This is a genomic window from Thiomicrorhabdus arctica DSM 13458 (genome assembly GCF_000381085.1).
Lineage (GTDB): Bacteria > Pseudomonadota > Gammaproteobacteria > Thiomicrospirales > Thiomicrospiraceae > Thiomicrorhabdus > Thiomicrorhabdus arctica.
Map to the genome: position 1 here is coordinate 861,075 of NZ_KB905899.1, position 24,515 is coordinate 885,589.

General features: G+C 41.0%; 23 protein-coding genes. 7 read left to right on the forward strand and 16 right to left on the reverse strand.

All coding sequences use genetic code 11. The annotated features are described in order from the left end of the window. Positions 1-75 precede the first annotated feature (75 nt). The 4 genes from F612_RS0103975 to F612_RS12890 all read right to left on the reverse strand — a co-directional run bounded on the left by F612_RS0103975 (position 76) and on the right by F612_RS12890 (position 3,403). Entirely contained in the window at positions 76-408 is a 333-nt protein-coding gene (locus F612_RS0103975) for a hypothetical protein (protein ID WP_211209470.1), read from the reverse strand. Between the two features lie 159 nt (positions 409-567). Then, positions 568-1,272 (reverse strand): dUTP diphosphatase, encoded by a 705-nt coding sequence (locus tag F612_RS0103980; protein WP_019556458.1) that lies wholly within the window; start codon positions 1,270-1,272, stop codon positions 568-570. A gap of 208 nt (positions 1,273-1,480) precedes the next feature. Beyond that, a complete protein-coding gene (locus tag F612_RS0103985) occupies positions 1,481-2,062 on the reverse strand; it encodes a PilZ domain-containing protein (RefSeq protein WP_019556459.1) in 582 nt (193 codons plus the stop codon). A gap of 150 nt (positions 2,063-2,212) precedes the next feature. Continuing rightward, the gene (locus tag F612_RS12890) at positions 2,213-3,403 is read right to left on the reverse strand and encodes a GGDEF domain-containing protein (protein WP_019556460.1); all 1,191 of its coding nucleotides are present in this window, start codon (positions 3,401-3,403) and stop codon (positions 2,213-2,215) included. A 441-nt stretch (positions 3,404-3,844) separates the two neighbouring features. On the opposite strand from F612_RS12890, the gene katG reads away from it, so the two are divergent. Beyond that, positions 3,845-6,010 (forward strand): catalase/peroxidase HPI, encoded by a 2,166-nt coding sequence (katG, locus tag F612_RS0103995; RefSeq protein ID WP_019556461.1) that lies wholly within the window; start codon positions 3,845-3,847, stop codon positions 6,008-6,010. Positions 6,011-6,126: 116 nt separating this feature from the next. Here katG and F612_RS0104000 read toward each other — a convergent pair whose 3' ends face one another. Then, entirely contained in the window at positions 6,127-6,561 is a 435-nt protein-coding gene (locus F612_RS0104000) for an RrF2 family transcriptional regulator (RefSeq protein WP_019556462.1), read from the reverse strand. A gap of 136 nt (positions 6,562-6,697) precedes the next feature. Between F612_RS0104000 and hmpA the strand changes: the two genes are divergently transcribed. The 3 genes from hmpA to F612_RS13190 all read left to right on the forward strand — a co-directional run bounded on the left by hmpA (position 6,698) and on the right by F612_RS13190 (position 9,250). Continuing rightward, positions 6,698-7,888, forward strand: coding sequence for an NO-inducible flavohemoprotein (gene hmpA, locus F612_RS0104005; RefSeq protein ID WP_019556463.1), 1,191 nt, complete (start codon positions 6,698-6,700; stop codon positions 7,886-7,888). Between the two features lie 194 nt (positions 7,889-8,082). Continuing rightward, positions 8,083-9,039, forward strand: coding sequence for a sensor domain-containing diguanylate cyclase (locus F612_RS12150; RefSeq protein WP_019556464.1), 957 nt, complete (start codon positions 8,083-8,085; stop codon positions 9,037-9,039). Between the two features lie 37 nt (positions 9,040-9,076). After that, complete coding sequence (locus tag F612_RS13190) at positions 9,077-9,250, forward strand: hypothetical protein (RefSeq protein ID WP_157760449.1); 174 nt, start codon at positions 9,077-9,079, stop codon at positions 9,248-9,250. A gap of 94 nt (positions 9,251-9,344) precedes the next feature. On the opposite strand, the gene F612_RS0104015 is transcribed toward F612_RS13190, so the two are convergent. The 3 genes from F612_RS0104015 to F612_RS0104025 all read right to left on the reverse strand — a co-directional run bounded on the left by F612_RS0104015 (position 9,345) and on the right by F612_RS0104025 (position 11,739). Then, positions 9,345-9,626 (reverse strand): hypothetical protein, encoded by a 282-nt coding sequence (locus F612_RS0104015; protein WP_019556465.1) that lies wholly within the window; start codon positions 9,624-9,626, stop codon positions 9,345-9,347. A 300-nt stretch (positions 9,627-9,926) separates the two neighbouring features. Next, complete coding sequence (locus F612_RS0104020; RefSeq protein ID WP_019556466.1) at positions 9,927-10,214, reverse strand: encapsulin-associated ferritin-like protein; 288 nt, start codon at positions 10,212-10,214, stop codon at positions 9,927-9,929. Positions 10,215-10,494: 280 nt separating this feature from the next. Then, a complete protein-coding gene (locus tag F612_RS0104025) occupies positions 10,495-11,739 on the reverse strand; it encodes an L-lactate MFS transporter (protein ID WP_019556467.1) in 1,245 nt (414 codons plus the stop codon). Between the two features lie 580 nt (positions 11,740-12,319). Here F612_RS0104025 and F612_RS0104030 point away from each other — a divergent pair. Beyond that, complete coding sequence (locus tag F612_RS0104030; RefSeq protein WP_019556468.1) at positions 12,320-12,922, forward strand: TetR/AcrR family transcriptional regulator; 603 nt, start codon at positions 12,320-12,322, stop codon at positions 12,920-12,922. Between the two features lie 9 nt (positions 12,923-12,931). Here the strand turns inward: F612_RS0104030 and F612_RS0104035 are convergent, their stop codons facing one another. Continuing rightward, complete coding sequence (locus F612_RS0104035; RefSeq protein WP_019556469.1) at positions 12,932-13,603, reverse strand: haloacid dehalogenase type II; 672 nt, start codon at positions 13,601-13,603, stop codon at positions 12,932-12,934. A 295-nt stretch (positions 13,604-13,898) separates the two neighbouring features. On the opposite strand from F612_RS0104035, the gene F612_RS0104040 reads away from it, so the two are divergent. Then, positions 13,899-14,438 carry a carboxymuconolactone decarboxylase family protein gene (locus F612_RS0104040; RefSeq protein WP_019556470.1) on the forward strand — a complete coding sequence of 180 codons (540 nt, stop codon included), beginning with the start codon at positions 13,899-13,901 and terminating at the stop codon, positions 14,436-14,438. 318 nt (positions 14,439-14,756) lie between these two features. On the opposite strand, the gene F612_RS12155 is transcribed toward F612_RS0104040, so the two are convergent. From F612_RS12155 to F612_RS0104055, 3 genes are all read right to left on the reverse strand, one after another. After that, positions 14,757-16,016: a TlpA family protein disulfide reductase gene (locus tag F612_RS12155; protein WP_019556471.1), complete on the reverse strand. Its 1,260-nt coding sequence runs from the start codon at positions 16,014-16,016 to the stop codon at positions 14,757-14,759. 275 nt (positions 16,017-16,291) lie between these two features. Next, positions 16,292-18,727: a phosphoenolpyruvate synthase gene (ppsA, locus tag F612_RS0104050; protein ID WP_019556472.1), complete on the reverse strand. Its 2,436-nt coding sequence runs from the start codon at positions 18,725-18,727 to the stop codon at positions 16,292-16,294. A gap of 346 nt (positions 18,728-19,073) precedes the next feature. Continuing rightward, positions 19,074-19,646: a hypothetical protein gene (locus F612_RS0104055; RefSeq protein WP_019556473.1), complete on the reverse strand. Its 573-nt coding sequence runs from the start codon at positions 19,644-19,646 to the stop codon at positions 19,074-19,076. Between the two features lie 386 nt (positions 19,647-20,032). Between F612_RS0104055 and F612_RS0104060 the strand changes: the two genes are divergently transcribed. Beyond that, entirely contained in the window at positions 20,033-20,497 is a 465-nt protein-coding gene (locus tag F612_RS0104060; RefSeq protein WP_019556474.1) for a phosphate-starvation-inducible PsiE family protein, read from the forward strand. Between the two features lie 210 nt (positions 20,498-20,707). Here the strand turns inward: F612_RS0104060 and F612_RS0104065 are convergent, their stop codons facing one another. The 4 genes from F612_RS0104065 to doeA all read right to left on the reverse strand — a co-directional run bounded on the left by F612_RS0104065 (position 20,708) and on the right by doeA (position 24,506). Continuing rightward, positions 20,708-21,154: a DsrE family protein gene (locus tag F612_RS0104065; protein WP_211209471.1), complete on the reverse strand. Its 447-nt coding sequence runs from the start codon at positions 21,152-21,154 to the stop codon at positions 20,708-20,710. A 144-nt stretch (positions 21,155-21,298) separates the two neighbouring features. Then, the gene (locus F612_RS0104070) at positions 21,299-21,637 is read right to left on the reverse strand and encodes a DUF1840 domain-containing protein (protein WP_019556476.1); all 339 of its coding nucleotides are present in this window, start codon (positions 21,635-21,637) and stop codon (positions 21,299-21,301) included. Between the two features lie 216 nt (positions 21,638-21,853). Next, the gene (locus tag F612_RS0104075; RefSeq protein WP_019556477.1) at positions 21,854-23,242 is read right to left on the reverse strand and encodes an NAD-dependent succinate-semialdehyde dehydrogenase; all 1,389 of its coding nucleotides are present in this window, start codon (positions 23,240-23,242) and stop codon (positions 21,854-21,856) included. 7 nt (positions 23,243-23,249) lie between these two features. Beyond that, complete coding sequence (gene doeA / locus F612_RS0104080) at positions 23,250-24,506, reverse strand: ectoine hydrolase (RefSeq protein WP_019556478.1); 1,257 nt, start codon at positions 24,504-24,506, stop codon at positions 23,250-23,252. Between the last annotated feature and the right edge of the window lie 9 nt (positions 24,507-24,515).

Consider the following 24,515-nt stretch of genomic DNA (forward strand, 5'->3'; position numbering starts at 1 on the left):
TGTCTCGCCCTTTTCAATAAGCGACCGACCATTTTGCTCCCACTGAATCCGCTAAGAGATCACATCTCGGTAAGTTTATTTCAAAGGCAACACAACGCTCACTTCCCTGCCACCATACTCATGCACAGAATCAAATGCACGCACAGTCACCGATTTGATGTTTTTTGGAATAACCACATCCGCAAGAGTACGTGTAAAAGGCTGTTCATTCACATGTGGGTGATACAGAGTTCGAGTGGCTAACACCTTGCCGTGGCTGTCTAAGATCTCCCATTTATTGGCATAATGTTTCCATCCACTGTCTTGATGAAGGACCGTCACATTAAAATCATAAAGGGTATCCCCTGTTTTCTCCACGGCCACCTCTGTAACGTCAGCTTCACCTGCCAAACAAACTGTTCCAAACATGCACAAAAAACTTATACCTAAAACTTTATTCATCGCGTTATGAAAAATGTCCCAATTTGCTTGGACCTTAAAGAGTGGTTGAAAAAACATGCTTTTTCCCTATCTGTTTTAAAGCCGTTATTTGAGAGAGTGTCTCATTCTGGCGACTCTAGTTATGGGTTAAGAACCGTTTATTAAGCGATAGTTTTCTTTTAAACTGAGATAAAGCTGATCGCCAGAGAAGTCGGTCATGGTTGCGATGATTTCAAACATGACAATATTATCCTCTTTGCCATTCCACTCTTTAATATACGTGCCCTCTTTATAACCATGATCTTGTCTAAACTTATTTAGGACGTTTTTGGCCATATAGATTTGATACATCTGTTCAAAACTTAACTCCGCAACTTGGCATGCATTGACAAAACTCTTTGCTAAACGCGTAAGGTATCCTTCCGAAACCTCACCTGACTCTAACGCTATTCTCATCAGTGTTTCATGCACCAATACCTGCTTGATGATCGGCATGTCACAGTGAACAATCGATACTTGCTCACTGTTTGAGATAAATGCCTCGTCTAACAGGATAGCGGCTTTTGAAATCTCAAGCGTCTCTAACGTCAAACTTAACAGAAAATGCCAAATATCCACCAACTCAATCCGTACATTTTCCATATCCGTGGTGGCGGTAATATTTTTCCAGTGTTTCCACGGATAACTATCTATCAATTCTGCTGCTTCCATATAAATACAACGCTTCCAATCAATCACTTTACCCAATTGGGTCAGACCTGAACGCCACTCGGCTCCATTCGTCATCTTATTTAAAGCGCTTTGCATGTGGAGCATTTCGTGGATGGCATGGATTGATGATTGGTTTTGCATGAAATTTCTCGTTAGCGGTAGGGTTGGAACTGTTGGTTTAATGTAAATAGAATAGAAGATGGTCACTTAAGAAAGCGTTCTGTTGAGGTTTATAGCTTGGGGATGACGGCCATTCAATGAATCTATCCATTGATTTCAAGTTTAAAACCAGAGACAACCTCTTATTTTATCTCAGTTTTTATTGACGACAATACAAAAATGACCATTTCTATTTCGTTGAGAACCTGCTGGCCTCCCTTTCATGAGCGGCATCTTCAAGTTGCTTACGGTTAACCCAATCCGTCAAACGGCTTCGATCCGCTTCCACAATACTTTCAAATTCTAGCGCGAGGGAACACCCTTGAGACCCAAATTTAGGCGGTAATATTTTAACGATTTTACAACGAGTCACAATAGGCTTTATGTCTGGACTCGGCTGAATAAACACATCTACTTTATCATTTTCATTCGGAGCTTCATTCACATCAAAGGCCATGCCACCCGCACTGATATTCACCATCGTGACCGGCGCATCATTTGACTTAGGCATGGAATCAATTGCATAAGTAACACGTTTATTAATGACCGATAATGCCTTCGCCATTAGGCTACTTTTTTCACCAATGAGTGCAATGATTTCATTCGCTTCATCTTCTAATGATTTAAGCGTCTTTATCGCACTGTTTTGAATAAAACGGGCGTCAGAACTTTCTGATGCAGGCGTTTCTTCAGCTTCCTGCGCAGGGATAATCTGATAACAAAAAGGAATTTTCACATTGATGCGAAAAAAATTTCTATTTTCTTGGGCCACAATAAAATCTCAATTATTTTAACAATTTACAAACTTAATGAGACCTTCGGCTCAACACACTCAATTCCAAATATCCACCCTCACGATTGCTGGTTCATTTTAGTGCAATCCAATGTGACTGTTGTGGACAAATACAGATATTTATTAATGTTATTCGGCCAGAAAGGCCCTCTTTTCCTGCGAGTGATGCCATGCTGAAGTCACTTTATTTCGTCCATTACGCTTACTTTCAAACAGCATATGATCAGCCTCTTTCAGCAGACTATCCGCAATGCAACCATCGACGGGTATTTGAGCACTCACCCCTAAACTCAGTGTAATGCCTTGCTGACTTCCAGCAATGTCTATTGGGTCATTCATAATACTGTGGCGAATTGTGTCTGCAATCAATACTCCTTCATCTAAGGTTGTATTATGAAGTAAAACGGTGAACTCTTCACCACCATACCTAAACAAAACATCACTAGGTCTAAGCTGCTGTTGGAGATTATCTGCTACTCTAACTAATACAGTATCTCCAATCTGATGACCAAAAGTGTCATTAAAATCCTTAAACAAATCAATGTCGCACATAATTAAACAAATCGTTTGCTGGTTCATTTTGTGATCGGCCCAAGCGCGGTTCAAAGCTTCATCAAATGAACGTCGGTTTAACACATTGGTTAAAAAATCAGTCCGAGAAGATTCTGCTAATTTTTGATTAGCGGTTTGCATGTTCGTGATTAAAAATTCATTTTTTAATGTCTGAATAATACTTTTCTTATGTGTTCGATGAAGTCGACTCGCCTGCCCATACAACATTCCACCAAAGACCATGATAATCAGGCTAATAATAATGGATTCTAAACTCCATTGCGTTAAATGATAGGCAAATTGACTGCCCAGATAAGGCACTACGGATAAAAAAAAAGCCGGCATAAAAAAAGCCGAATACATGGCTGCACTTGCGGCTAAAGCCATGACCATCAAACTTAACGATAACGATTCAAGGGGTAACGTCTTAAAGTCCAAAAAAACGACAGTAGAGGCCCATAAAGCTCCACTCATTAAAGAGGTCCCAAGTGCCATATTCCGCATCCATAAATGTTCTCTGGATTCTTTAGTGGCATTCAACCAAGTTTTGATAAATAAAAACCGAACAAGCATATTTGTCAACAAAATGGCCAACCAACTGAAAAGCAAGATTGAATCGACTTTACTGAATAGAATGATCGAGACTAACAGGCCAAATACGGTATGAATAAAGACGGTTCCATAGGCATTTGAATACAATTTGTGAGTGAGCAATAAGTCGATTTTTTTATCTGAGTACTTAAATTCTGATATATCCTGTACATTCACTGGACGGGTTCTCCACTATCACAAAAGAATAAGTCTAATACAGTAATCCAGAACAGCACCAACTGCCAACCTTTGTTTAAAAATTAATATAATTACGCATAGAATCCGTCAAAATATAAGTCATACTACGCAATTATTTAACCGTTTTAATCAAGAAGACCAAACCTGGCTGTTTAGAGATGTCTTTATTACACTTTGACTTCCATTATTATGGAATAAAAAGGGCAAGCATTCCCGTTTGGTACTTATTTTTTTTTAAACAAAAATGCACCATACCTTACTTTACAAGCGCTGCATGAGCTGCATGAGCTACACCTTTAAAACTAGGGTCATTAATAAAAACTAACATAACGATTTGTAAATACTATTGGTAAATTACGAATAAATTACTTATAACTAAAGTTGGTAATTAACTGTTTAATGATCAAAGGATATAATGACATGTCTGAAAGTAAATGTCCGTTTCATCACGTTGCACATGAAAGTACCACTAATAGAGACTGGTGGCCAAACAAGCTACCCCTCAACATTCTTCGCCAACACGCTTCTAAATCCAACCCAATGGGCAGTGATTTCGACTATGCCGAAGCGTTCAAATCACTTGATTTGCAAGCCATAAAACAAGATCTTAATCATCTTATGACGGACTCTCAAGACTGGTGGCCTGCCGATTACGGTCACTACGGCCCCTTCTTTATTAGGATGGCTTGGCATAGCGCGGGTACCTATCGAATGGGTGATGGTCGCGGAGGAGCGGGCAGTGGTAACCAACGTTTTGCACCACTCAATAGCTGGCCAGACAACGTTAATCTAGACAAGGCCCGCAGACTCCTTTGGCCTATTAAACAGAAATATGGCCATAAAATTTCATGGGCTGACCTGATGGTACTCACAGGGAACGTCGCTCTTGAATCCATGGGGTTTAAAACCTTTGGTTACGGAGGTGGTCGCGTTGATATTTGGGAACCCGAAGAGGATGTTTATTGGGGCAGTGAAAAGACCTGGTTGGACGACAAACGCTACACGGGTGAGCGAGAACTCGAAGACCCATTAGCTGCGGTACAGATGGGGTTAATTTACGTCAATCCAGAAGGTCCGAATGGCCAACCAGACCCAATTGGATCAGGACAAGACGTACGCGAAACTTTTGCACGAATGGCTATGAACGATGAAGAAACCGTAGCCCTCACCTGTGGCGGTCATACTTTTGGGAAATGTCATGGTGCTGGCGATGCTGCACTGGTTGGTCCAGAACCCGAAGCGGCAAGCATCGCGCAACAAGGCTTCGGCTGGAAAAGTAGTTACGCAAGTGGTAAAGGGGGGGACACCATCAGCAGTGGCATCGAAGGCGCATGGACACCGACGCCCACAAAATGGGACAACAGTTACCTAGATATGCTGTTCGGCAACGAATGGGAGTTGAGCAAAAGCCCGGCTGGCGCGTGGCAATGGACTCCGACTGAAACAACAGCCACCAACCAAGCACCTGCTGCAGACGACCTCTCTAAACGAGTGCCTATTATTATGACCACCGCGGATATGTCAATGCGAATGGACCCCGTTTACGCTCCGATTGCCAAACGTTTCCATCAAAATCCAGCCGAGTTTGCCGACGCCTTTGCTCGTGCCTGGTTCAAACTCACCCACAGAGATATGGGGCCGATTACTCGCTATTTGGGTGAAGAAGTGCCGAACGAGGAACTTATCTGGCAAGACCCGATTCCGGACGTGAATCATCCCCTTATGAATAATGGGCATATAGCCGCACTCAAATCCACTTTGCGCCATTCAGGCTTATCCACATCCGAAATGGTGTCGACCGCTTGGGCATCCGCGTCCACCTTCCGTGGTTCGGATTTACGTGGTGGCGCCAATGGCGCACGCATTTGTCTAGCTCCGCAAAACAACTGGGAGGTCAATGAACCCACACAACTGACCAAGGTACTGAATACCCTTAAAGGAATTCAAAACGACTTCCAACGAGGCGGAAATCAAGTATCCATGGCGGACTTAATTGTACTCGCTGGCTGTGCCGCCATAGAACAAGCGGCCCAAGAAGCTGGCCTTAAAGTAACTGTACCCTTTACCCCTGGTCGTATGGACGCTTCTCAAGAACAAACAGATATTGAAGCGTTTGATGCACTGGAGCCCATGGCCGATGGCTTCCGCAATTACCAAAAAATGCATTACACCATTTCGGCCGAAGAGCTGCTTGTAGACAAAGCGCAACTGTTGACGCTTACCGTTCCTGAAATGACGGTATTGATCGGTGGCATGCGCGTCATGAATACCAATGTGAAACAGAGTCAACACGGCGTGTTCACGAACCAACCCGGTGCCTTAACCAATGATTTTTTTGTTAATTTATTGGATATGAACACTGAATGGAAAGCGACTTCCGAGGAAGAAATAACTTTTGAAGGGCGTGACCGAAAGACTGGTAACCTAAAATGGACAGCGACTCGAGTTGACCTCATCTTCGGTTCAAATTCAGAACTGCGTGCCTTATCAGAAGTCTATGGCAGTGCAGACGCGCAAGCCAAATTTGTGAAAGATTTTATTGCTGCCTGGCATAAAGTTATGCACCTAGATCGTTTTGATCTATAGCTTAATGCACCTCAATTCTTAAACAATCAACAAAAAGGACCGAGTTTTCACAAGCGGTCCTTTTATTATTCTCTATTGTTTAACCCCACATCCCATAAAAAACAGTCCTCTTCTTTTTACGATTTCAGAACATCCCAAAACACCTCAGTACGCACTGACGTTGTCACGATATCTGCAAGCGTAAATTGCCCCAAATGGTTCAAGAAGGCTAACTGTGCACCTTGAAGAACACTCTTTAATTGGCAACTTTTGTTAATTAAGCAGACGGGTTCATCACAATTGACTGGATTTAACGTGTGCTCCATAAGCTCTACAATTTTACGTAGATTAATCTCATGCATCGGTTGCGCTAATATAATTCCCCCACTTTGACCCCGTACCGATTTAATGATCCCATGGGCCACCAATTTTTGCACAATTTTCATAATGTGACTACGCGACATAGTGAATGTTTCTGCTATCGTTTGTATATGAGACAACTCACCGGTTTTTTGTGATCCAAGATAGATCAATACACGAAATGCAAAATCGGTATGTTTAGTTAACTGCATGTCCCCTCCTAATATAGGGACTTATTATATTTGACATTCGTACAAATATGCAAATAATATGAATCATTAAACATTCATTTTACATGCATGTTATAATTCTCCACAAAACTATTACCCTAAAAGGAACTTGTCTATTATGTTAAGTGAACACGTTATTAAAACCGTTAAAGAAACCGCACCTGTCCTTGCAGAGCATGGCGAAGCCATCACTACTTTGTTCTACCAAAAACTGTTTGCCAACCATCCTGAATTACAAAACACGTTTAATATGGCCAACCAAGCCAAAGGTGAGCAATCAAAGGCACTGGCAACCTCAGTCTTTATGTATGCGAGTCACATTGATCAGTTGGAAGCGCTTGGACCAATGGTCAGTCGCATTGCTAATAAGCATGCTAGTTTACAAATTCAACCAGAGCACTACCCTATTGTCGGTAAATATTTACTTGAAGCTGTTCAAGACCACCTGTCTCTCCCAGCAGACCACACGATCATTAAAGCGTGGGAAGAAGCTTATGGGTTTTTAGCGAACATATTTGTGACGACCGAAGAAAAAATTTACACCGATAATGAGCAAAAACCAGGTGGCTGGCGTGGGTTTAAGGAGTTTGTCATTACAGACATTCAAACAGAAGCTCAAGGTGTTCGTTCGTTTTACCTGTTTCCCAAAGATAATCAAAGCTTACCTATGTTTCAGGCTGGACAATACATTGGTGTTAAGGTTAAGCCTAACGAAACAGACTACGAAGAAATTCGTCAATATTCACTCTCTAATGCACCAGGTGACAACTACTTCCGTATTACGATTAAATCAGAAGCGTTAAATAAAGACCTACCAGGGGTTGTTTCAAACTACCTGCATAAAGCACAAATTGGCAACTCTCTTTGGATACAGCCGCCTACTGGAGACTTTGTCTTAAAAGACAATGATTTAGATAAAGTATTTATTGCAGGTGGCGTGGGCATCACCCCCGTTTTAAGCATGCTCTTAGATCAATTAAAACAAACGCCTGCTAATAAACTGACCTTTATTCAATGCAGTAAAGATAAGTCAAACCAAATTATGGCTGAAAGTCTAACGGCCTTACAAAAAGAACACGGCTTTAACTATTATGTGGCATACCAAACAGATGAAGGCGCAGATCATAAGGGATATTTGGACAAAAATGTCATGCAAAAATGGCTACCGGCCTCTGCCGATATTTATTTTTGTGGTCCTAAAAACTTTATGAGTGCAGTTAATACATTATGTGGTGAATTAGGCCATTCAGAGAATCATTTACACTACGAAGTATTTGGTCCAACCATTTCATTAAATGATCCGCAGTAAAAGCCAAAAAAAGTCCACTCTATGTGGGCTTTTCACTCTTCTCTCATCCGCTAGCTCTAGTCTAGTTAGATCCACTTAATTCGATGTTTATTCAAGAGATTGATGATGGCTTAAGTCATTAACCTACAACTAAATACGGATACTTTATCGACACCACTTACGTTATAATTCCAAAAAAATAAGCAAAGTCAATTATGCATAAAGATAAACATGTAGATGGTAAAAAACTCATTAGTGAGCTCGAATCATTGCTCGATGAAATTCATCGCTATTCCGATACCATTAACCAATATGTTATTACCTCCACTTCTGACCTACAAGGCAACATCACAAGTGTCAGTCAAGCCTTCTGTAAAATTTCTGGTTATGAAGAACACGAACTCATTGGCCAAAACCACAGCCTGCTACGTCATCCAGACATGCCATCAGAACTCTATCAAGACCTTTGGAAAACAATTCAATCTGGGGAAACTTGGGAAGGCGAAGTTAAAAATAAAAAGAAAAATGGTGATGCTTACTGGGTGAATGTTCACATAGATCCCATTATAGATGAGAGTGACGAAATTACAGGCTATCTAGCCGTTAGACAGGATATTACAGACCATAAGTACATTGAGAGTCTCACCGTGACGGATGAGCTTACAGGTGCTCACAATCGACGTTATTACAATCAAGTTCTTCAACCTGAAATTGATCGCGCAAAACGCGATGGCCGTTACCTATGTTTCTTAATGATGGATGCAGACAATTTCAAAAAATACAATGACACCTATGGACACCCAGCCGGTGATGAAGTTCTTAAAACCATTGTTTCATCCACTAAATCTGTTTTTAAACGCGCAGGCGATTACGTTTTTAGACTGGGTGGTGAAGAGTTTGCGGTTCTGTTTAGGGCCATGGATCAAGAGCAAGCCTTCCTCGTCAGTGAGAAATGTAGACAAGCTATCTTTGACTGTAATATAGAACATTCTGGAAATCCCCCTTTTCAAAGACTCACTTTGTCAATGGGACTTATGGTCCTAGAACCAAAACAGTCCTATATTATTGAAGAAATATATAAGTATGCTGATGAAGCGTTATATAAAGCAAAACAGAATGGTCGTAACCGCGTTGAAGTTCATAATACTGACGAAGATATAGAACTTTTCTAGTTTAACTGACTTTATATATAAATGGATATTGAGGGTGATGCCTCAAAACTCTGAGAAGAAAAATCCCAGAATCTATTTAGTGTTATGGCTTTTAATTAACTATGCCATTGAGTTGAATCGACCAGGCCTGGTCAATTTACAATCTGAGCGAAAATACATAATGAAGTCAGAGAACTATCCAACAGAATTTAGTTCGTTGGCAACTCTGTAAGAAATCGTGTTTGTCTACTTTTAAAAGCGCTAGAAAAGAGAGACGTTAAGAAGATAAGAATAACGTCTCTCGCTTTTATAGGGATCTTAATGGTTTAATGCTGTGACGCTTTGATATAGGTGCGGGCGCGTTCAACCTTATCGATACAGTTTGGATATTTATCGAACTGTTGTTGGACTTTTGCGGCCCCTAACAGGCTGGCGGCTTTGGTATATTCCACCGTTCCATCGAAACCGTGTGCCTTAGCAAAATCAAGCTCTTCATAGGCCACTTTCAGACCATTTTCGCATTGCATGGCTTGCGAACTATTAGGATTGCCGGCACAACCGGCTATTAGGAACGTAAACAAGCTTACTGCAAGTATTTTTGTGCGCATTTTGGAATACCTCCACTTAATTTTAATTTAATACATCTTTCATGTACGTCATTTTTATCATAATTTATTTGTAATAAATAAGCAATTAGTCTTACTTGACGAAACCTTCCAGCAAATACCTCCGGGTAAATAACCAGACCGTCTAAAAGACGCTTTAATGTATTCTACCCCCCCCATAATTTGAGCTATATGTGTACATTTACAATGACGCATCGAAGGTGTTGTTGTCACATAACGTGATTCATTAATGAGCGGCGCCTGTTTTTAGTCTCGCCTAAGTTAAACCTTGTTCAACCATCTCTATTTGTAAGCAATCGTTTTTTTGGTAAAAAGATAATCTTTTAATTCTTTATCCATCGCGGAATCTTTTCTTCTTATCCACTCTAAAATCATCGCAGCATGCTCTTTTTCTTCATCTCGGTTGTGCACAAGAATGGCTTTTAACTCACCATCCTTGCACGCATCCACTCTTTGATTATACAAATCAATTGCTTCTAACTCTTCCGTTAATGACACAATTGCTCGATGCATATCTCGAGTCTCTTCCGCTAAATCTTCTATTGGTTCTTGGTAACCGTTATTTGACATTATATTCTCCAGTTGAATTTGTGTTATCTTTTGTAATCTAAGAGGTCGCAGTTAAACACCGTACTTCATAACCTACTGAAGGCTGGGTAACTATACGTACATATCCTAAACCAGTCATACTACGTATGTCAATCCTGTATAAAGCCTGTTTTCCACCCACAAAAAACCCGCTGAAAAGCGGGTTTTTTGTGGGTAGATCAGACCAGGTTAAAATGGTTTAAGCGAACTTAGGCTCGCATCACATAAAACAGTGTAATGACGCAACCTTGTCTAACCTTATCTACAGCGCTCTATGCTGTTTTTTCTGGATCGATTTGATGTTGATTAACATAGCAATGGAGATCACCAACGCAATCATAAAGAACCCTGAAAACACATACAATGTGTCCGCATAAGAACCAGTTGCATCTTTGACCATCGAAATAATAAGCGGTCCAACCAAACCTGCTGCAGCCCAGGCTGTTAGGATATAGCCATGGATCGCACCCAACTCTTTGGTTCCAAATATATCTCCGATATACGCTGGAATTGACGCAAATCCGCCACCGTAACAAGACATAATGAAATATAAGATAAACTGAAAAATGATTATTTCAGTAATTGATGGCAACATGTAAAACGCGACGGCTTGTGTCGCAAAGAAAATGATATAGACAATCGGTCTCGTTAGATAATCTGATAACGAGGCCCAAAAAAGTCTACCTGCACCATTGAAAATGCCCATTAAACCAACGGCTGCCGCAGCTGCAATTGCAGAAAGTCCAAGCACCTCTTGTAACAGTGGTGATGCCACACCAATAATCGCAATGCCGCACGTTACGTTAATAAATAGCATTAACCATAAACCATAGAACCGGGGAGTTTTGACCGCTTCATCAAGACCAAGCATGGCAAGATCTTGTTTAATGGTCTTATGGCCCGCGGCAACCTTTTTCTTGAACCCTTCAGGCAGATAGCCCTCTTCCGGTTTTTCTAAATAAAGTGCCGAAGCGAACATGATGACAAAATAAGTCGCACCCAAAACAATAAATGTTGAAGATAACCCTATTGAAGTGATTAACACTTTGATAGTTGGTCCCCATATAGCAGATGCAAAGCCAAACCCCATAATCGCTAAACCGGTCGCTAAACCTCTTTTGTCCGGGAACCATTTGACCAACGTGGAAACCGGCGCAATATATCCAATTCCCAGTCCGCATCCTCCTATGACGCCATAAAAGAAGTACAAAAGCAATTTCGATTCCATCAAGATAGCAAGACCAGACCCTGCTGTCCCTAGACCAAACAAAACGGCTGCAATAATAGCAGCTACTTTTGGACCATTCCTCTCAACAAACTTTCCCATTAAAGCGGCGGATAAACCTAGGAAAAAAATCGCAATACTAAAGGCGATCGTGACATCGGTTAATGTCCAGTTCATCTCTTCTTTAATCGGATTAACGTAGACACTCCACGCGTATACCGAACCGATACAAATATGGACCCCGACTGCAGCTAAGGCCATAAGCCATCTATTTTTTTGCATATAAAACCTCTTTCAAAATGTCTCGCGAGTTATCGCTAAATTAAGCTAAGCCAATATCGTTGAAAGTCGGTAGTTTGTCTATCTATAACCCCGGTTTTAAGACTAAAAATATTTACACCCCTATAAAAATGACCGTTAACCAACATTTAAAATAAGATGCGTTTTTGTGAGAAGTTTGAAGTGCCCCTTTCTCCTTCAACAAAAAAATCCGCTCAACATGCCTTGTTAAGAGGGTTCTTTATTTTAAAAAACAACCAGACCTGGTAACCTTAAAATAAAAAAGTAGAATCCTATTTTCCCAAATGAAAGTTGATCTATCAGACCAGTGGCCTTATAAAAGAAAAAGTTCAAAGCAGCATATTTGAATAGACTGACGTGTTTTAAACCAAAATAAGAAGCTATTCATTTATCCATGATGCAGCATCTTCAAATTGTAAAATGGCGCTTTATGATAAAGTCTAACCGTCCTGTCTACTGGGAACGACTGTCTGAGTAATTGATTTTTGAACGCGCCTTTGACTTAAACTATACCGTTAGGTACAATTTATTAATTACTTATCTATTTTAATACGGAGTCATTGTGTCCAGCGGAAGAAAAAAATCATTTGATGAAGACACGGCTTTAAATGCCGCAATGGATGTCTTCTGGCAAAAAGGCTATGTTGGTGCTTCTCTTACAGATTTAACGAAGCGTATGGGGATCAATAAACCCAGCATGTACAGTGCTTTTGGTAATAAAGAGTCTTTATTCATTAAAGCCACGCAATGTTACATTGAAACTAAAATGAAACCTCATGTTGAATTACTATTTGAAGAAGACGTTAGCTTAAAGCAACGTTTGAAAAATCATATGATGTCTATTGTTACTATGCAATGTGATTCTGAACAGGCACAGGGTTGCTACCTAGTATTATGTCAGTCAGAACTTGTAAGTGGTGATATTCCTGAGCAGGCAGAGTCAATACTTAAAGAAGCCGATGTAATGCCAATTCAGCTGTATACAGAGTTATTTACGAGTGATATAGAATCGATTGAGCTAGGGCTTAATAAAAATGCTCAAGCCAATGGTTTAGCCTTATACACTATGTTAAAAGGCACGGCTTCAATGGCACGTTCCGGCATTGATAAATCAACACTGGAATACAGCATCGATCGCATTCTTGCTGGTATAGGGCTTCATTAGTCAGTTTGTTTAAAGGTTGTTTAACTGTTGGTTTAAGTTATCTAAACGCTTAATCACAATATTAGGTTCAATGCCCCAAGGATCATATACGGCTGAACGACTCCGCTTGATCCAAACCGCATTCATTCCAAACGATTTTGCACCAATGACATCAAAGGGGTTGCTTGATATGAGCCACGTCTGATTGGCTTTTGAGTGTGCTCTGTTCAGTAAGTGCTGATAGATATCCGGATCGGGCTTAAAGGTCTTAATTTCGTCAGCCGTCACAACATCCTTGAAATAGCTTCTAATATTGGCATTGTTAAGTAACTTCTCTACCGACTCTTTCTCACCATTTGAAAAAGCCACCAGTTGATAATTCCGTTGAAGTTGAGATAACCCTTTTTCAACATCATCAAATACAGGGAGCGTTTTATAGCTTTCTAACAACTGTTTCTTCTGCTCACTTGTTAACGCTATTTTTAACATGTCACATGTATAGTCCAAAGCCTCTTTAGTACAGACTGAAAAACCTTCGTAGCGCTTCATTAATCCACGACGAAAAGAGTACTCCAGTTGTTTTGAGCGCCAAATTTCGGAAAACAAGAGTGCTTTCTTGGCCACCATTTTTTCTAAAAGCACCAAAACACCCTGCGTATTGATTAATGTTCCGTAAACATCAAAGGCGAGCACTTGCTTCATTCTAAATCTCTTTATTAATTAATCTCATTAAGGTGTTAACACTCTATTCACAGCCGCATTCGTTCTAAATTCAACAAACTGTTTTATCCAAAAAATATTTTCACTCATTCAGTGTTGACTTTAATATACCTATCGGTACAATAAAAACACCAAAGCTTACCGATAGGTACAAAATAAAGTTTCAAAGATAAATAACCCGTTAACATGCTACTAATTGGCTTTAGATTAATGGTTAATAACTAAAACCCCTTAAACCCATAGTAAACTAAATTAACGATAAATTGAGGAAATAAAGATGACAACATTAAAGATCCACACCATTGAATCAGCACCGGAAGCCAGCAAGTCCGAATTAGAAAACTCACTAAAAACAAATGGCATGTTACCAAACCTGCATGGTGTATTAGCGGGTTCACCTCAAACATTAAAGGCATACCAAACACTACACCAGCTCTTTATGAATACGTCATTTGATGCTGAAGAATTGACCGTTGTTTGGCAGGCCATCAATGTAGAACACGGTTGCCGTTACTGTGTGCCAGCGCATACCGGCATTGCTCATTCTATGAAAGTTGATCCCGCATTAACGGAAGCATTACGTAATCAAGAATCCATGCCGACACCTAAATTACAAGCTTTGTTGGATATGACATTAACCATTGTTCGTAATCGTGGACATGTATCACAAGAAGATTTAGATCAATTCTATGCGGCGGGTTATGGCGAGCAGCAAGTCTTGGAAATTATCTTAGGCGTCTCTCAAAAAGTAATTAGTAACTACACTAATCGTATTGCAAATACACCGGTAGATAAACCTTTTGAAAAGTTTGTTTGAGAAAAGAAAGCTTAATACATAATTAATTTGGTGCTGATATTGCCGATCAACGAACAACTGATGGGCTAAAGCGTTAGGGTGATTTAGAACGAAAGAGTCATCATTGGGTCAAGATCAAAGTAAAACCTACCCAATCACCCTATATAAAAATAACGTAATAAAATCAATAATAAACCCGCGTAAAGTGGGTTTATTAATTTGACTAGGCCTGGTCAAATTAATATAACTCTCAACCAATCAATAAGAAATATAGGGTAGTACTTGATTCTTGAATTCAAGAGACCCTCTTCCCTTACGTTAGTAACTTAATGATCAAATCTACTTAAGTATTGAATCGATGCGTTCTTTAATTTGTGGGTCATCCCATTCAATGGCTGCATTCACCGAATAACGTAACTTGCCCTGTGCATCAATAATAAAAGAACTTGGAAAAGCAAAAATCTCATATTGGTTTGCTATTTTTCCATCCAAATCCATTAACACCGGAAAATCCACCTGCACACGCTTAAAAAAGGCAGAGATAGTCTCAGGACGCTCTTTAAAATTCACCGATACAATTTCAAATTTATCGGCATCAAACGATTTTGCAAGACGGTTCATAGAGGGAATTTCTTTGACACAAGGTCCGCACCAGCTCGCCCAAAAATTAAGCAATATGACCTTGCCTCGTTTCTCTTTTAAATGAATGGTATTGCCAGCCGTATCGGTTAATTCGAAGTCAGGCGCCGTGCGCTTAGCAACGGACACCAACCCTTTTACACTGACTGTTGCTTGTTTTGTGACCAAGTTTTTAACGGGCTTAAAGATTTTTTGGTCTGAAACCTGTCCCGCTTTTAACCAACTCTTAAACCACTCAGGAATGTTCTCTCCTGCTTTTCTTTCAAAATCAGTCGGCTCACGTCTTAAAAAATACCCATCTCTTGCATTCGGTACAGAAGCAATTGCTACTTGGCTTTGTGAAGATTCTAAAGCCGTTATAACCTCCGGCAGTTTCCATTTATAAGTCCCTTGCGTTGGTTGTACAATAAGAATAGGCAAGCTGGTGGCTGAGACAATTGGGAACAAGGTGGGCGCATCGCCTGCTTTTTTGGGCGCATCAAACAGATTTGGAAAAAAAGTCACCACTTGCTTAAGCGTACCAATCCCCTTATCAGGATGATACTCAAGTTGCCATAAACGGCTTCCCCGCAACAACACTAAACTCATCCGTCCAGTGCTGATCGGCACAAATTCTTTGCCTTGTTTACTCGCGTATTGCAACACGGCAGCCACTCCTTCCCCCGTTAGATCACGGACATTAGTTGGCGAGGATTCAATAAAATAAGAGTCCAATAAATCAATTTGCCAAAACGCATACCCTAAATCATTAAATTGAGAAATGAGTTGTTTAAACGGTTTTCGGCTGGCATAACCTTCAGTAAACCAAATCAATAATGGCTGATCGGATACACCTAAAGTCGCCGGATACACGTTTACAGTGACCTCTTCTCCTGAATCAAGTGGTAAATTGAAACTATCACTTGCCTGTGCTGAAGAAAGACAAAAGAGCACACCTATAAAACAGAACCAATGACGCACAAATAAATCCTTTAATAACACTGAACGGTCACTATATTATAGTGATACAGACTGAATAGGGAGCGTCATTTTTAACTCACCAAATCACTTAACTCTATATCGTATAATTACCCAATAAAAAACCCGCTTAACAAAACAGCTAAGCGGGTTATTTTGATTTGACCAGGCCTGGTCAGATTGTTTTAGCTTACTTAAATTCAACTATTCACAACAAGAGATACGAATAAGCATCCTAAAGCTGCCTCCATCCAATCGTCATAAAGGGTAACAACTTTTTAAGAGCATTTAAGCGCTTCCTCTGCTTCCAAAACGATAGGGATCGTGTCTAAAATCGAATCTGGATTCAAACTCATTGAACTGATACCTTCCTCTACTAAAAACGCAGCAAATTCTGGATAATCTGACGGAGCCTGCCCACAAATACCAATCGGTTTATTATTACGCTTAGCCCCTTCAATCGCCATTTTCACCATTTTCTTCACAGCAGGGTTTCGTTCATCGTACTCGAACGCGACCTTATGAGAGTCGCGATCAACGCCTAGAACAAGCTGGGTTAAATCGTTGGTGCCGATTGAGAAACCATCAAAGTATTCTGAAAACTCATCTATCAGCAGAACATTACTTGGCAACTCAACCATCATATAGACTTGCAAGCCGTTTTCACCCCGTACCAGATGATTTGCGGCTAAGTTTTCCATAACAAGTGCCGCTTCTTCTACCGTACGGCAAAATGGAATCATAATCACTACATTATCTAAACCCAGCGTCTCCCTAACCCGTTTCACCGCTTCACACTCTAGGGCAAAACTGGCTTTACATTCAGGGTCGTTATATCGAGCGGCCCCCCTAAAACCGAGCATAGGGTTCTCTTCGTTCTCCTCAAATACATCTCCACCAATTAGAGTTGCGTACTCGTTCGTTTTAAAGTCGGACAGCCTTAAAACCACCTCTTTAGGGTAAAAGCCTGCCGCAATGCTCGCAATGCCTTCTGCAAGCTTATCAATGAAAAATTCACGACCACTTTCATAGCCTGTCGTAAGTTCAGAAATCAACTTCTGAGTGGAAGTATCCGTGATTCTTTCTGGATTTATAAACGCCTGAGGGTGAACTTTAATACTATTACTAATAATAAACTCCATACGTGCCAACCCCACACCATCATTCGGTATTTGATTAACGATGAATGCTTGTTCAGGGTTACCCAAGTTCATCTTCACTTTTGTTTTCGGCATCGTTAAATGCCCAATATCGACCTCACTTTCTGTAAATTCAAGTGTTTTGGCATACACCCGACCTTCATCTCCCTCAATACAAGAAACCGTTAACTCTGCACCGTTTTTAATCAAGTCGGTCGCATTCTCAGTTCCGACCACGGCCGGAATACCAAGTTCACGAGCAATAATGGCGGCATGACAGGTACGTCCTCCCCGATTGGTGACTAATGCCGATGCTTTTTTCATAATCGGCTCCCAATCAGGTGTTGTCATGTCAGCCACCAATACCTCACCTTCTTGAAACTCATGCAGAAATTCTGCCGATTCAACAAGCCTCGCTTTACCGCTGGCGACACGGCTTCCCACTGCTCGACCTGTAACCAAAGGCATTGGACGATTTTCTTCTAACGTATATTGTTTTAAAAACCCACCCTGTTTTTGAGAAACGACGGTTTCTGGACGCGCTTGTACAATAAAGAGTTCACCTGTTTCACCGTCCTTAGCCCACTCTATATCCATCGGGCGATTTACTTGCGCAAGCTTACTGTAGTAATCTTCAATTTTGATCGCATAGTCAGTTAACTTCATCACATCTTCATCAGAGATACAAAACGAGTGCTGCTGCTCTAAAGGTGTTGGAACGTTCTCGATTGATTCACTACTTGTAGGGTCAGTTGCGTAAATCATTTTGAGCTTTTTAGAGCCTAGGTGACGTCTTAAAACACTGCGGTAACCTTTTTTGAACGTTGGTTTGTGCACATAGAACTCATCAGGTTCAATCGCGCCTTGCACTACGTTTTCACCTAAACCATAAGCGCCCGTGATCAACACAACATCCTCAAATCCACTTTCGGTGTCCACCGTGAACATCACACCAGAAGAGGCTAAATCAGAGCGCACCATAAGCTGGACACCCACCGATAAAGAGACTTCAAAGTGATCAAAGCCTTGTTCAACACGATAGTGAATAGCACGATCGTTGAACAAACTTGCAAAACACTGCTTACAAGCATCGATGTACTCTTCGAGACCCGAAACATTTAAATACGAATCTTGCTGTCCTGCAAAACTTGCTGTCGGTAAATCTTCGGCCGTGGCTGAACTTCTTATCGCTAAAGAAAAGTGGGGACCGAGAGGCTGAGTCAGCATTTCATAAGCCAATACCATTTCGTTATAAAGCGACTCTGGTAACGTTGCTTTGTAGATGAGTGCTCTTATTTCTGCACCACATTTTTGCAGGTCTTGTGTATTATCAACTTCCAAAGGGTCAAGGATCGCATGCAGTCTCTCCAACAAATTATTCTCTTTAAGAATGGCATTGTAGGACTCTGACGTAATTGCAAATCCATTCGGTACAGGCACGCCTTGAGGAATCAAGCTCTGATACATTTCTCCTAATGAGGCATTTTTACCGCCAACGAGTTGAATATCATCCATGCCGATTTCTGAAAAAAAGCGGATATACGAACTATTAGAAAACTGTAATTCTGACAACATGATTTTCACCAACTTTAGTAACCAAATTTCGAAAATCCAGAGTACACGTTTTTTTAAAAATACGAGAGCATTTAAACATTAATTTTTGTTATACCAAGTATAGCAATCCATCGATACCACTTAATTAAACTTTAAAAACAACAAGTTAATATCACAACTGGGGTGTTACACACATCATTAATAAAGTAAAAACAGCTACATCTAACCATTTAAAATCGGATTTTTGGGGTTCTTTTGAGTACAAAACAGATCAAAATGAGTTTATTTTTAAAAAAATAGACCTTTTAGTCGCGGTTCAATAGGTCTGGGTAGATTGATTTTCACCAGATAAACGGGTTCATTTGACTTAACGAATCCAAGATGTCGCCTTATCGTAGAAGCTCTCTTCTGGTTGTTCTATATGCTTTTCTCTGACCATCAACCCTGTTTGACTCTTTAAGACGGTATATTCTGTATTGAGCTTAATGTCCTGATATACCGAACTGCCATAAGTTGCATCAACAAAAAAGCTGAATGTATCGATGATTCCTTGGCTTTCCAGTTGATATGCTTTGTGCACACTGTTGTTTTCTTGATCGATATTTTTGTATCTTCCCTCAAATCGATTCAAAGCATATTTTGAGTCAAGGCCAAATATATTTGCCCAATATTCCATTTTAATGAACACCGCATCCATGCGCCATTGATCACCGTAGATTTCACAAGTATCAATCACTGAACCCGTATCATCATAAATGTGTGCGATATACACATACTCTTTATTTTCTACCTGATTAAACCTTATGGTGGCTATCGTTTTTTCTTGAGTAAGAGAGGAGTATGTTAAGACTAAAAGACCCGCTAAAAATACATTTAAAACTAAACTTATTATTGTTACAACAATGGGCAGTCCAATCATCCAACCAATTAATTGTCGCATTTAATCTCTCTTAATTATTTAGATCTAAAGACTATTAGACATCCTAATATAGGCCTTATGAAGTTAAGAAAAATCAACGATTTAACCTCGTTAGGCAATGAACACCATCCTATCCTATCATAAAGTAAAGTGATGCATTTCTATCAATAAAACCCATTGAATAGTTGGTTATTTTTGAGGTAACCAGGCCTGGCCAAAATGGTTAATTGTGTGTTCTGTTCCCCATTATTCAAGGGCTCAATTAAATCCTTTAATTCACTCTAATTTACAATATTTTTCTTGAAATTTTCCACTCTCCCCTCTATTGAAAATACAGGTTCTAATTAAGACCTTAACCCTTTTCTTTAGGGAAGTACCATCTATTGTTCTTGAATAGGAGAGTATTTATGGATACGAAATCTATCTGGATGACGATTCGTTCAGAGTGGTCTGCGATGAATGTATTTGAAAAGTTTGAACAAGTGATTGCGCTGATATTGGGGCTTTTTATCTCCCTTGTCATTATCATCTCTTTGCTTCATCTGATGCACTCAGTTCTGCCACTCTTACTCAGTGGGGTGTTTGACCCATTAGATCCCCAGGACTTTTACAAGCTATTTGGCATGATCATGACGGTGTTGATTGCGATGGAATTTAAGCACTCAATTATTCGTGTCGCCTTGCGACAGCAAAGCATTGTTCAAGTCAAAACCGTCATCCTAATCGCACTACTTGCTTTGGGTCGAAAGTTTATAATTCTGGACACCACTAAAACCGATGCATCGACCATTGCCGCTCTTTCCGTTGGAGTATTAGCATTAGGGGTGGTGTATTGGCTGATGCGTGAACGGGATGACAGTAATATTGACTGAATTCTAAAGAGGATAAGCAGGTGAACTCAGGTTGAACATTTGAACAGAAGAGAATCATTGGGGTCACATAAAAATGAGAAGTGGGTTTCACTTCAATGTTGATCCCAATCATGTTTAATCGCCGCGCACGATCTGTTTACGTTGTCCGACATAAGTTAAGGATTCTTGGTACGAGCTTATTGTGAAGAGAACGTGGATCATTTGATCCTGTTATTGCATGTATGCATACCCTTCCTGTTGCAGCTTCACAATCTCTGCGTCAGCCATAGGCACCATTTTAACAAAACCATGAATATCCCTTGGTTTATAGCCCATTGCTTTAGCAGCGGCCTGACACATACGAAACTCTATCGGTGCATCAACGGTAAGAGCATGCGCTCTTTTCATTAACTCTAAATTAGCCGAGTGAGCGATACTAAAAAAGGGAATGGCATCACCATGAATAATGATAACAATTGAACTATCAAACAAGTCTGAGTCGTATAGTTTATATAACAAACTCACTCTATCTAATATATTTATTAAGTCCTTTTCATTACCTGTCGTCAGGTCATACAGTACCTTTTGAGGCTTGTATTTAAAATCTGACTTTTCGGCAACGCCCCAAGGGCTGACTTCGTTTGCTTGAGCCGCAACGGTAAAAACCAGTTGAGACACAATATATATTGCTATCAATAACCTCGTGGCCATTTTTCTTCCAACGAATTAGTACACATAATATTAATTTAAGTTGCGCGCTTCAGCCTGCCCACCTTTAATAAAGCGGTTAGGGTTTAAGGTGTCGCTCATTCACCAGTATTATTAAATCGTAATGCCAGGTTCAGTCGCTCCAGCTTCTTCCCACATAACATTGCAGTGTTGATCAGAAGCGGCCTTTAATAATTCGATTAAAGGCATCGCACGATTTTGCAGACTGACACTCTGATCATCCCAAGCATTATTTTGAGTCTCAGTGTTTAAGTCTGCATCGCCCTCTGCTTCAATTGCATCTGTTAAATGTTTCAGCACCGCAGGTACATCCTCAGCTAGGACCGCACCTGGTATTGTGGCATTATGCCCCATTTTTTTTAGCATGAGTTTTGCAACGTCACCAAACATTGTGATTCCGGCGTGCGCTTCAGTTCGAAAAGTTACGAGCATATATTTTCTCCTTGTCCAATTCAGTTGCTACAGATTCCAGGCTAACATGAGCCATGTTTTTTACATTGTAGTCCGTATAATCTCCTAATGTACATGAGTTTCTTTGAGTTAAAACTTTTTCGGAAGCAAAATAAATTAGAGAGCCTTAAACTCAAGATCCCTCTTACATTTTTTATCATAAAGTCTAAGTGTCCAGTTTATTGGAAATACTTCACTTTAAACATCTACTTTCGGACCTACCCAGACCTGTTGGATATTAACAAACTCCCTAATGCCGTGCGGACCCAATTCTCGGCCATAGCCTGAACGTTTAATACCACCACTGGGTAATCGGGGATCGCTTTTAACCAACCCATTGATGGCAACTTGCCCAGCTTCAATCATCGGCGCCAACTTAACCGCCTTACCAACATCCGCCGTCCAAATTGAAGCGGCCAAGCCATAAGGTGTCTCATTCGCAATTTTCAGAGCGTGCTTTTCAGACGTCGCTTTCATGACGACGGCAATGGGTCCAAAAGTCTCTTCACAGGATGCTTGCATCTCAGGCGTGACATCAACCAACAAGGTCACTGGATAAAAAAATCCGGGACCATCCAGCATTTTACCGCCTAATAGGCATTTACCGCCTTGCTCAATGGTCATCTGCACTTGACGGTGTAACCCTTCTCTTAAATCTGCTCTCGCAATCGGACCCACTTGAGTGGTTAATTCGATAGGATTGCCCATTTTCAACGTCGCTAATTTACCTTTAAACTTCTCTACAAATTCATCGTAAACCGCATCCACAACAATCAATCGTTTAGCGGCGATACAGGACTGACCTGCATTGATCATTCTAGAGACAACCAACGCCTCTACAGCCGCATCAATATCGGCATCAGCAAAAACCAAACTTGGATCAGACCCACCTAATTCCAATACAGCCGGCTTGATTTGTGATGCGGCGAGTGAGGCAACCGCACTCCCTGCACCACTTGAACCCGTTAATGAAACGGCTTTAACAGCATCATGTCTGATGACCGTTTCTACTTGCGCTCGATGAATCGGTAAGTTCTGCATAATCCCCTGAGGCAATCCTAGCTCAGCACTCACTTCGCTAAATAATCCAGCAATCGCTTCCGCACAAGCCGGAACATGCTCGTCATGCTTCATCAAACAGGTATTACCCGCCATAATCGACGGCGCACAAAACCGAAAGGCTAACCAAAAAGGCGCATTCCAGGGCAAAATACCCAGAATAGTGCCTAGAGGCAGGTGTTGCACATAACTGTGTGTAGCATCCGATGGCAAATCAATCGATGACAGATAGGCTTCACCATGTTCAGCATAATGCTCTGCACACCACGCAGCTTTTTCCACCTCGCCATAGGACTCAGTAATCGGCTTTCCCATCTCAATGGTCATGAGGTGAGCAAGCCGCTCTTTATCTTCTCGCATTTTTTCTGCAACGCGATTTAACAGTTGTTTTCGGGTATTGAAATCGGTCAGTTTCCAACGTTTAAAAGCGTCAACCGATTGTTCAATCGCCTCGTTAAGTTGTGAATCATCCATTGGCGGATAACGGTGCACTTCTTGACCTGTGCAAGGGTTGATTGCTATTAACATAAGTTCCCTATTTGGTTTTTTTATCGGTTGACTCTTGCGTTTCGTCATTGTGACGACTGATGGGCGTAACGGATTTAGCTTTCGATTTTTCAGTGGTAGCCGGTTTAATCACAAAGTCCTGATCCACATCTTCAAAGAACGAGCCGCAGCCATCTTCCGTAATATAGAAGGTATCGGAAATACCACAAGTTTTGTCTCCATCAACCCCCCAAAGCCAAGGAATAATATGAAATGTCATTCCAGGTTTCAGCACATCCGATTGACCTTGATGCAAACTCAAAATATACCCTTCGTCCCAAGACGGTGGAAAGGCGATACCAATTGAATAACCTGAACGGGTAATCAAACGTGCCCCCACATTATTTTCATGCAAGATACTGCGTACCAATTTATCAACATCAGAAACCGTCAAACCTGGCCTTAGCTCTACACGTAAAGCGGCCAGCGCTTTTTTCATGATATCTTGCGCTTCCAGCATGCTTTCTGACAATTCACCACAAATCACGGTACGCATCATCGCGGTATGATAACGGCGATAACAACCTGCGACCTCTAAAAATACATGTTCACCCGGCTGGACCGTTCGCCCCTCCCAGGAGGCGTGACCGATCATCGTTCTCGGGCCTGATGTGACATAAGGCATGACTGCAGGTATCTCACCGCCAACAGCAAACATGGCCTGACTGATCGCGCCACCAATTTCGTTTTCAGTGACCCCAGCCTGCACCGCTTCAATTCCGGCCAGCATCCCAGCTTTGGTCGCAATGGCGGCTTTTTTCATCGCTTGCAACTCATACTCTGACTTACAGACACGGCTCTTCTCAACAATACCAAAACAATCCATTAAACGACTACGCTTAAAGGAGGTTCTGAAAACATCCTGATGGTACGCGCTGAAATAATAGGAGTTACGTTCATATCCAATGGTTTTACCCGCGAACCCAAACTCCACCAATGCACTCACCAGCATCTGAATCGCATCGCCAGTATCAGGATAAGGTCTGGAAATTTCAACCCAAGTACGGTGAATGACATTTGACTCCTCAAGCTTTCGGGTCACCATAAACGGTTCGCCTTCCAACGGCACCACTAAAGCCTGAAAAAAGGAGTAACCAGTGGTTTGATAGTCCGTTAAATACAGAATGTTTTCCGCATCCGAAATAATGACCACATCCAACAAACGCTCAGCCATATTTTCTCGCAACTCGTTCACACGGCGCAGATACTCGGAAAACGGGAAGGTCATATCATCTCTTTCTCTCATGATCTTCTC

Bases quoted from the DNA above. Each gene is read 5' to 3' on its own strand.
- F612_RS13190 (WP_157760449.1), top strand. From the start codon at position 9,077: ATGCCTCAAAACTCTGAGAAGAAAAATCCCAGAATCTATTTAGTGTTA.
- F612_RS0104075 (WP_019556477.1), bottom strand. From the start codon at position 23,242: ATGTTAATAGCAATCAACCCTTGCACAGGTCAAGAAGTGCACCGTTAT.
- F612_RS0104020 (WP_019556466.1), bottom strand. From the start codon at position 10,214: ATGTCAAATAACGGTTACCAAGAACCAATAGAAGATTTAGCGGAAGAG.
- hmpA (WP_019556463.1), top strand. From the start codon at position 6,698: ATGTTAAGTGAACACGTTATTAAAACCGTTAAAGAAACCGCACCTGTC.
- F612_RS0104060 (WP_019556474.1), top strand. From the start codon at position 20,033: ATGGATACGAAATCTATCTGGATGACGATTCGTTCAGAGTGGTCTGCG.
- doeA (WP_019556478.1), bottom strand. From the start codon at position 24,506: ATGAGAGAAAGAGATGATATGACCTTCCCGTTTTCCGAGTATCTGCGC.
- F612_RS0104035 (WP_019556469.1), bottom strand. From the start codon at position 13,603: ATGAAGCAAGTGCTCGCCTTTGATGTTTACGGAACATTAATCAATACG.
- F612_RS0103980 (WP_019556458.1), bottom strand. From the start codon at position 1,272: ATGCAAAACCAATCATCAATCCATGCCATCCACGAAATGCTCCACATG.
- F612_RS12150 (WP_019556464.1), top strand. From the start codon at position 8,083: ATGCATAAAGATAAACATGTAGATGGTAAAAAACTCATTAGTGAGCTC.
- ppsA (WP_019556472.1), bottom strand. From the start codon at position 18,727: ATGTTGTCAGAATTACAGTTTTCTAATAGTTCGTATATCCGCTTTTTT.
- katG (WP_019556461.1), top strand. From the start codon at position 3,845: ATGTCTGAAAGTAAATGTCCGTTTCATCACGTTGCACATGAAAGTACC.
- F612_RS0104055 (WP_019556473.1), bottom strand. From the start codon at position 19,646: ATGCGACAATTAATTGGTTGGATGATTGGACTGCCCATTGTTGTAACA.
- F612_RS0104070 (WP_019556476.1), bottom strand. From the start codon at position 21,637: ATGCTCGTAACTTTTCGAACTGAAGCGCACGCCGGAATCACAATGTTT.
- F612_RS0104000 (WP_019556462.1), bottom strand. From the start codon at position 6,561: ATGCAGTTAACTAAACATACCGATTTTGCATTTCGTGTATTGATCTAT.
- F612_RS0104040 (WP_019556470.1), top strand. From the start codon at position 13,899: ATGACAACATTAAAGATCCACACCATTGAATCAGCACCGGAAGCCAGC.
- F612_RS0104015 (WP_019556465.1), bottom strand. From the start codon at position 9,626: ATGCGCACAAAAATACTTGCAGTAAGCTTGTTTACGTTCCTAATAGCC.
- F612_RS0103975 (WP_211209470.1), bottom strand. From the start codon at position 408: ATGTTTGGAACAGTTTGTTTGGCAGGTGAAGCTGACGTTACAGAGGTG.
- F612_RS0104025 (WP_019556467.1), bottom strand. From the start codon at position 11,739: ATGCAAAAAAATAGATGGCTTATGGCCTTAGCTGCAGTCGGGGTCCAT.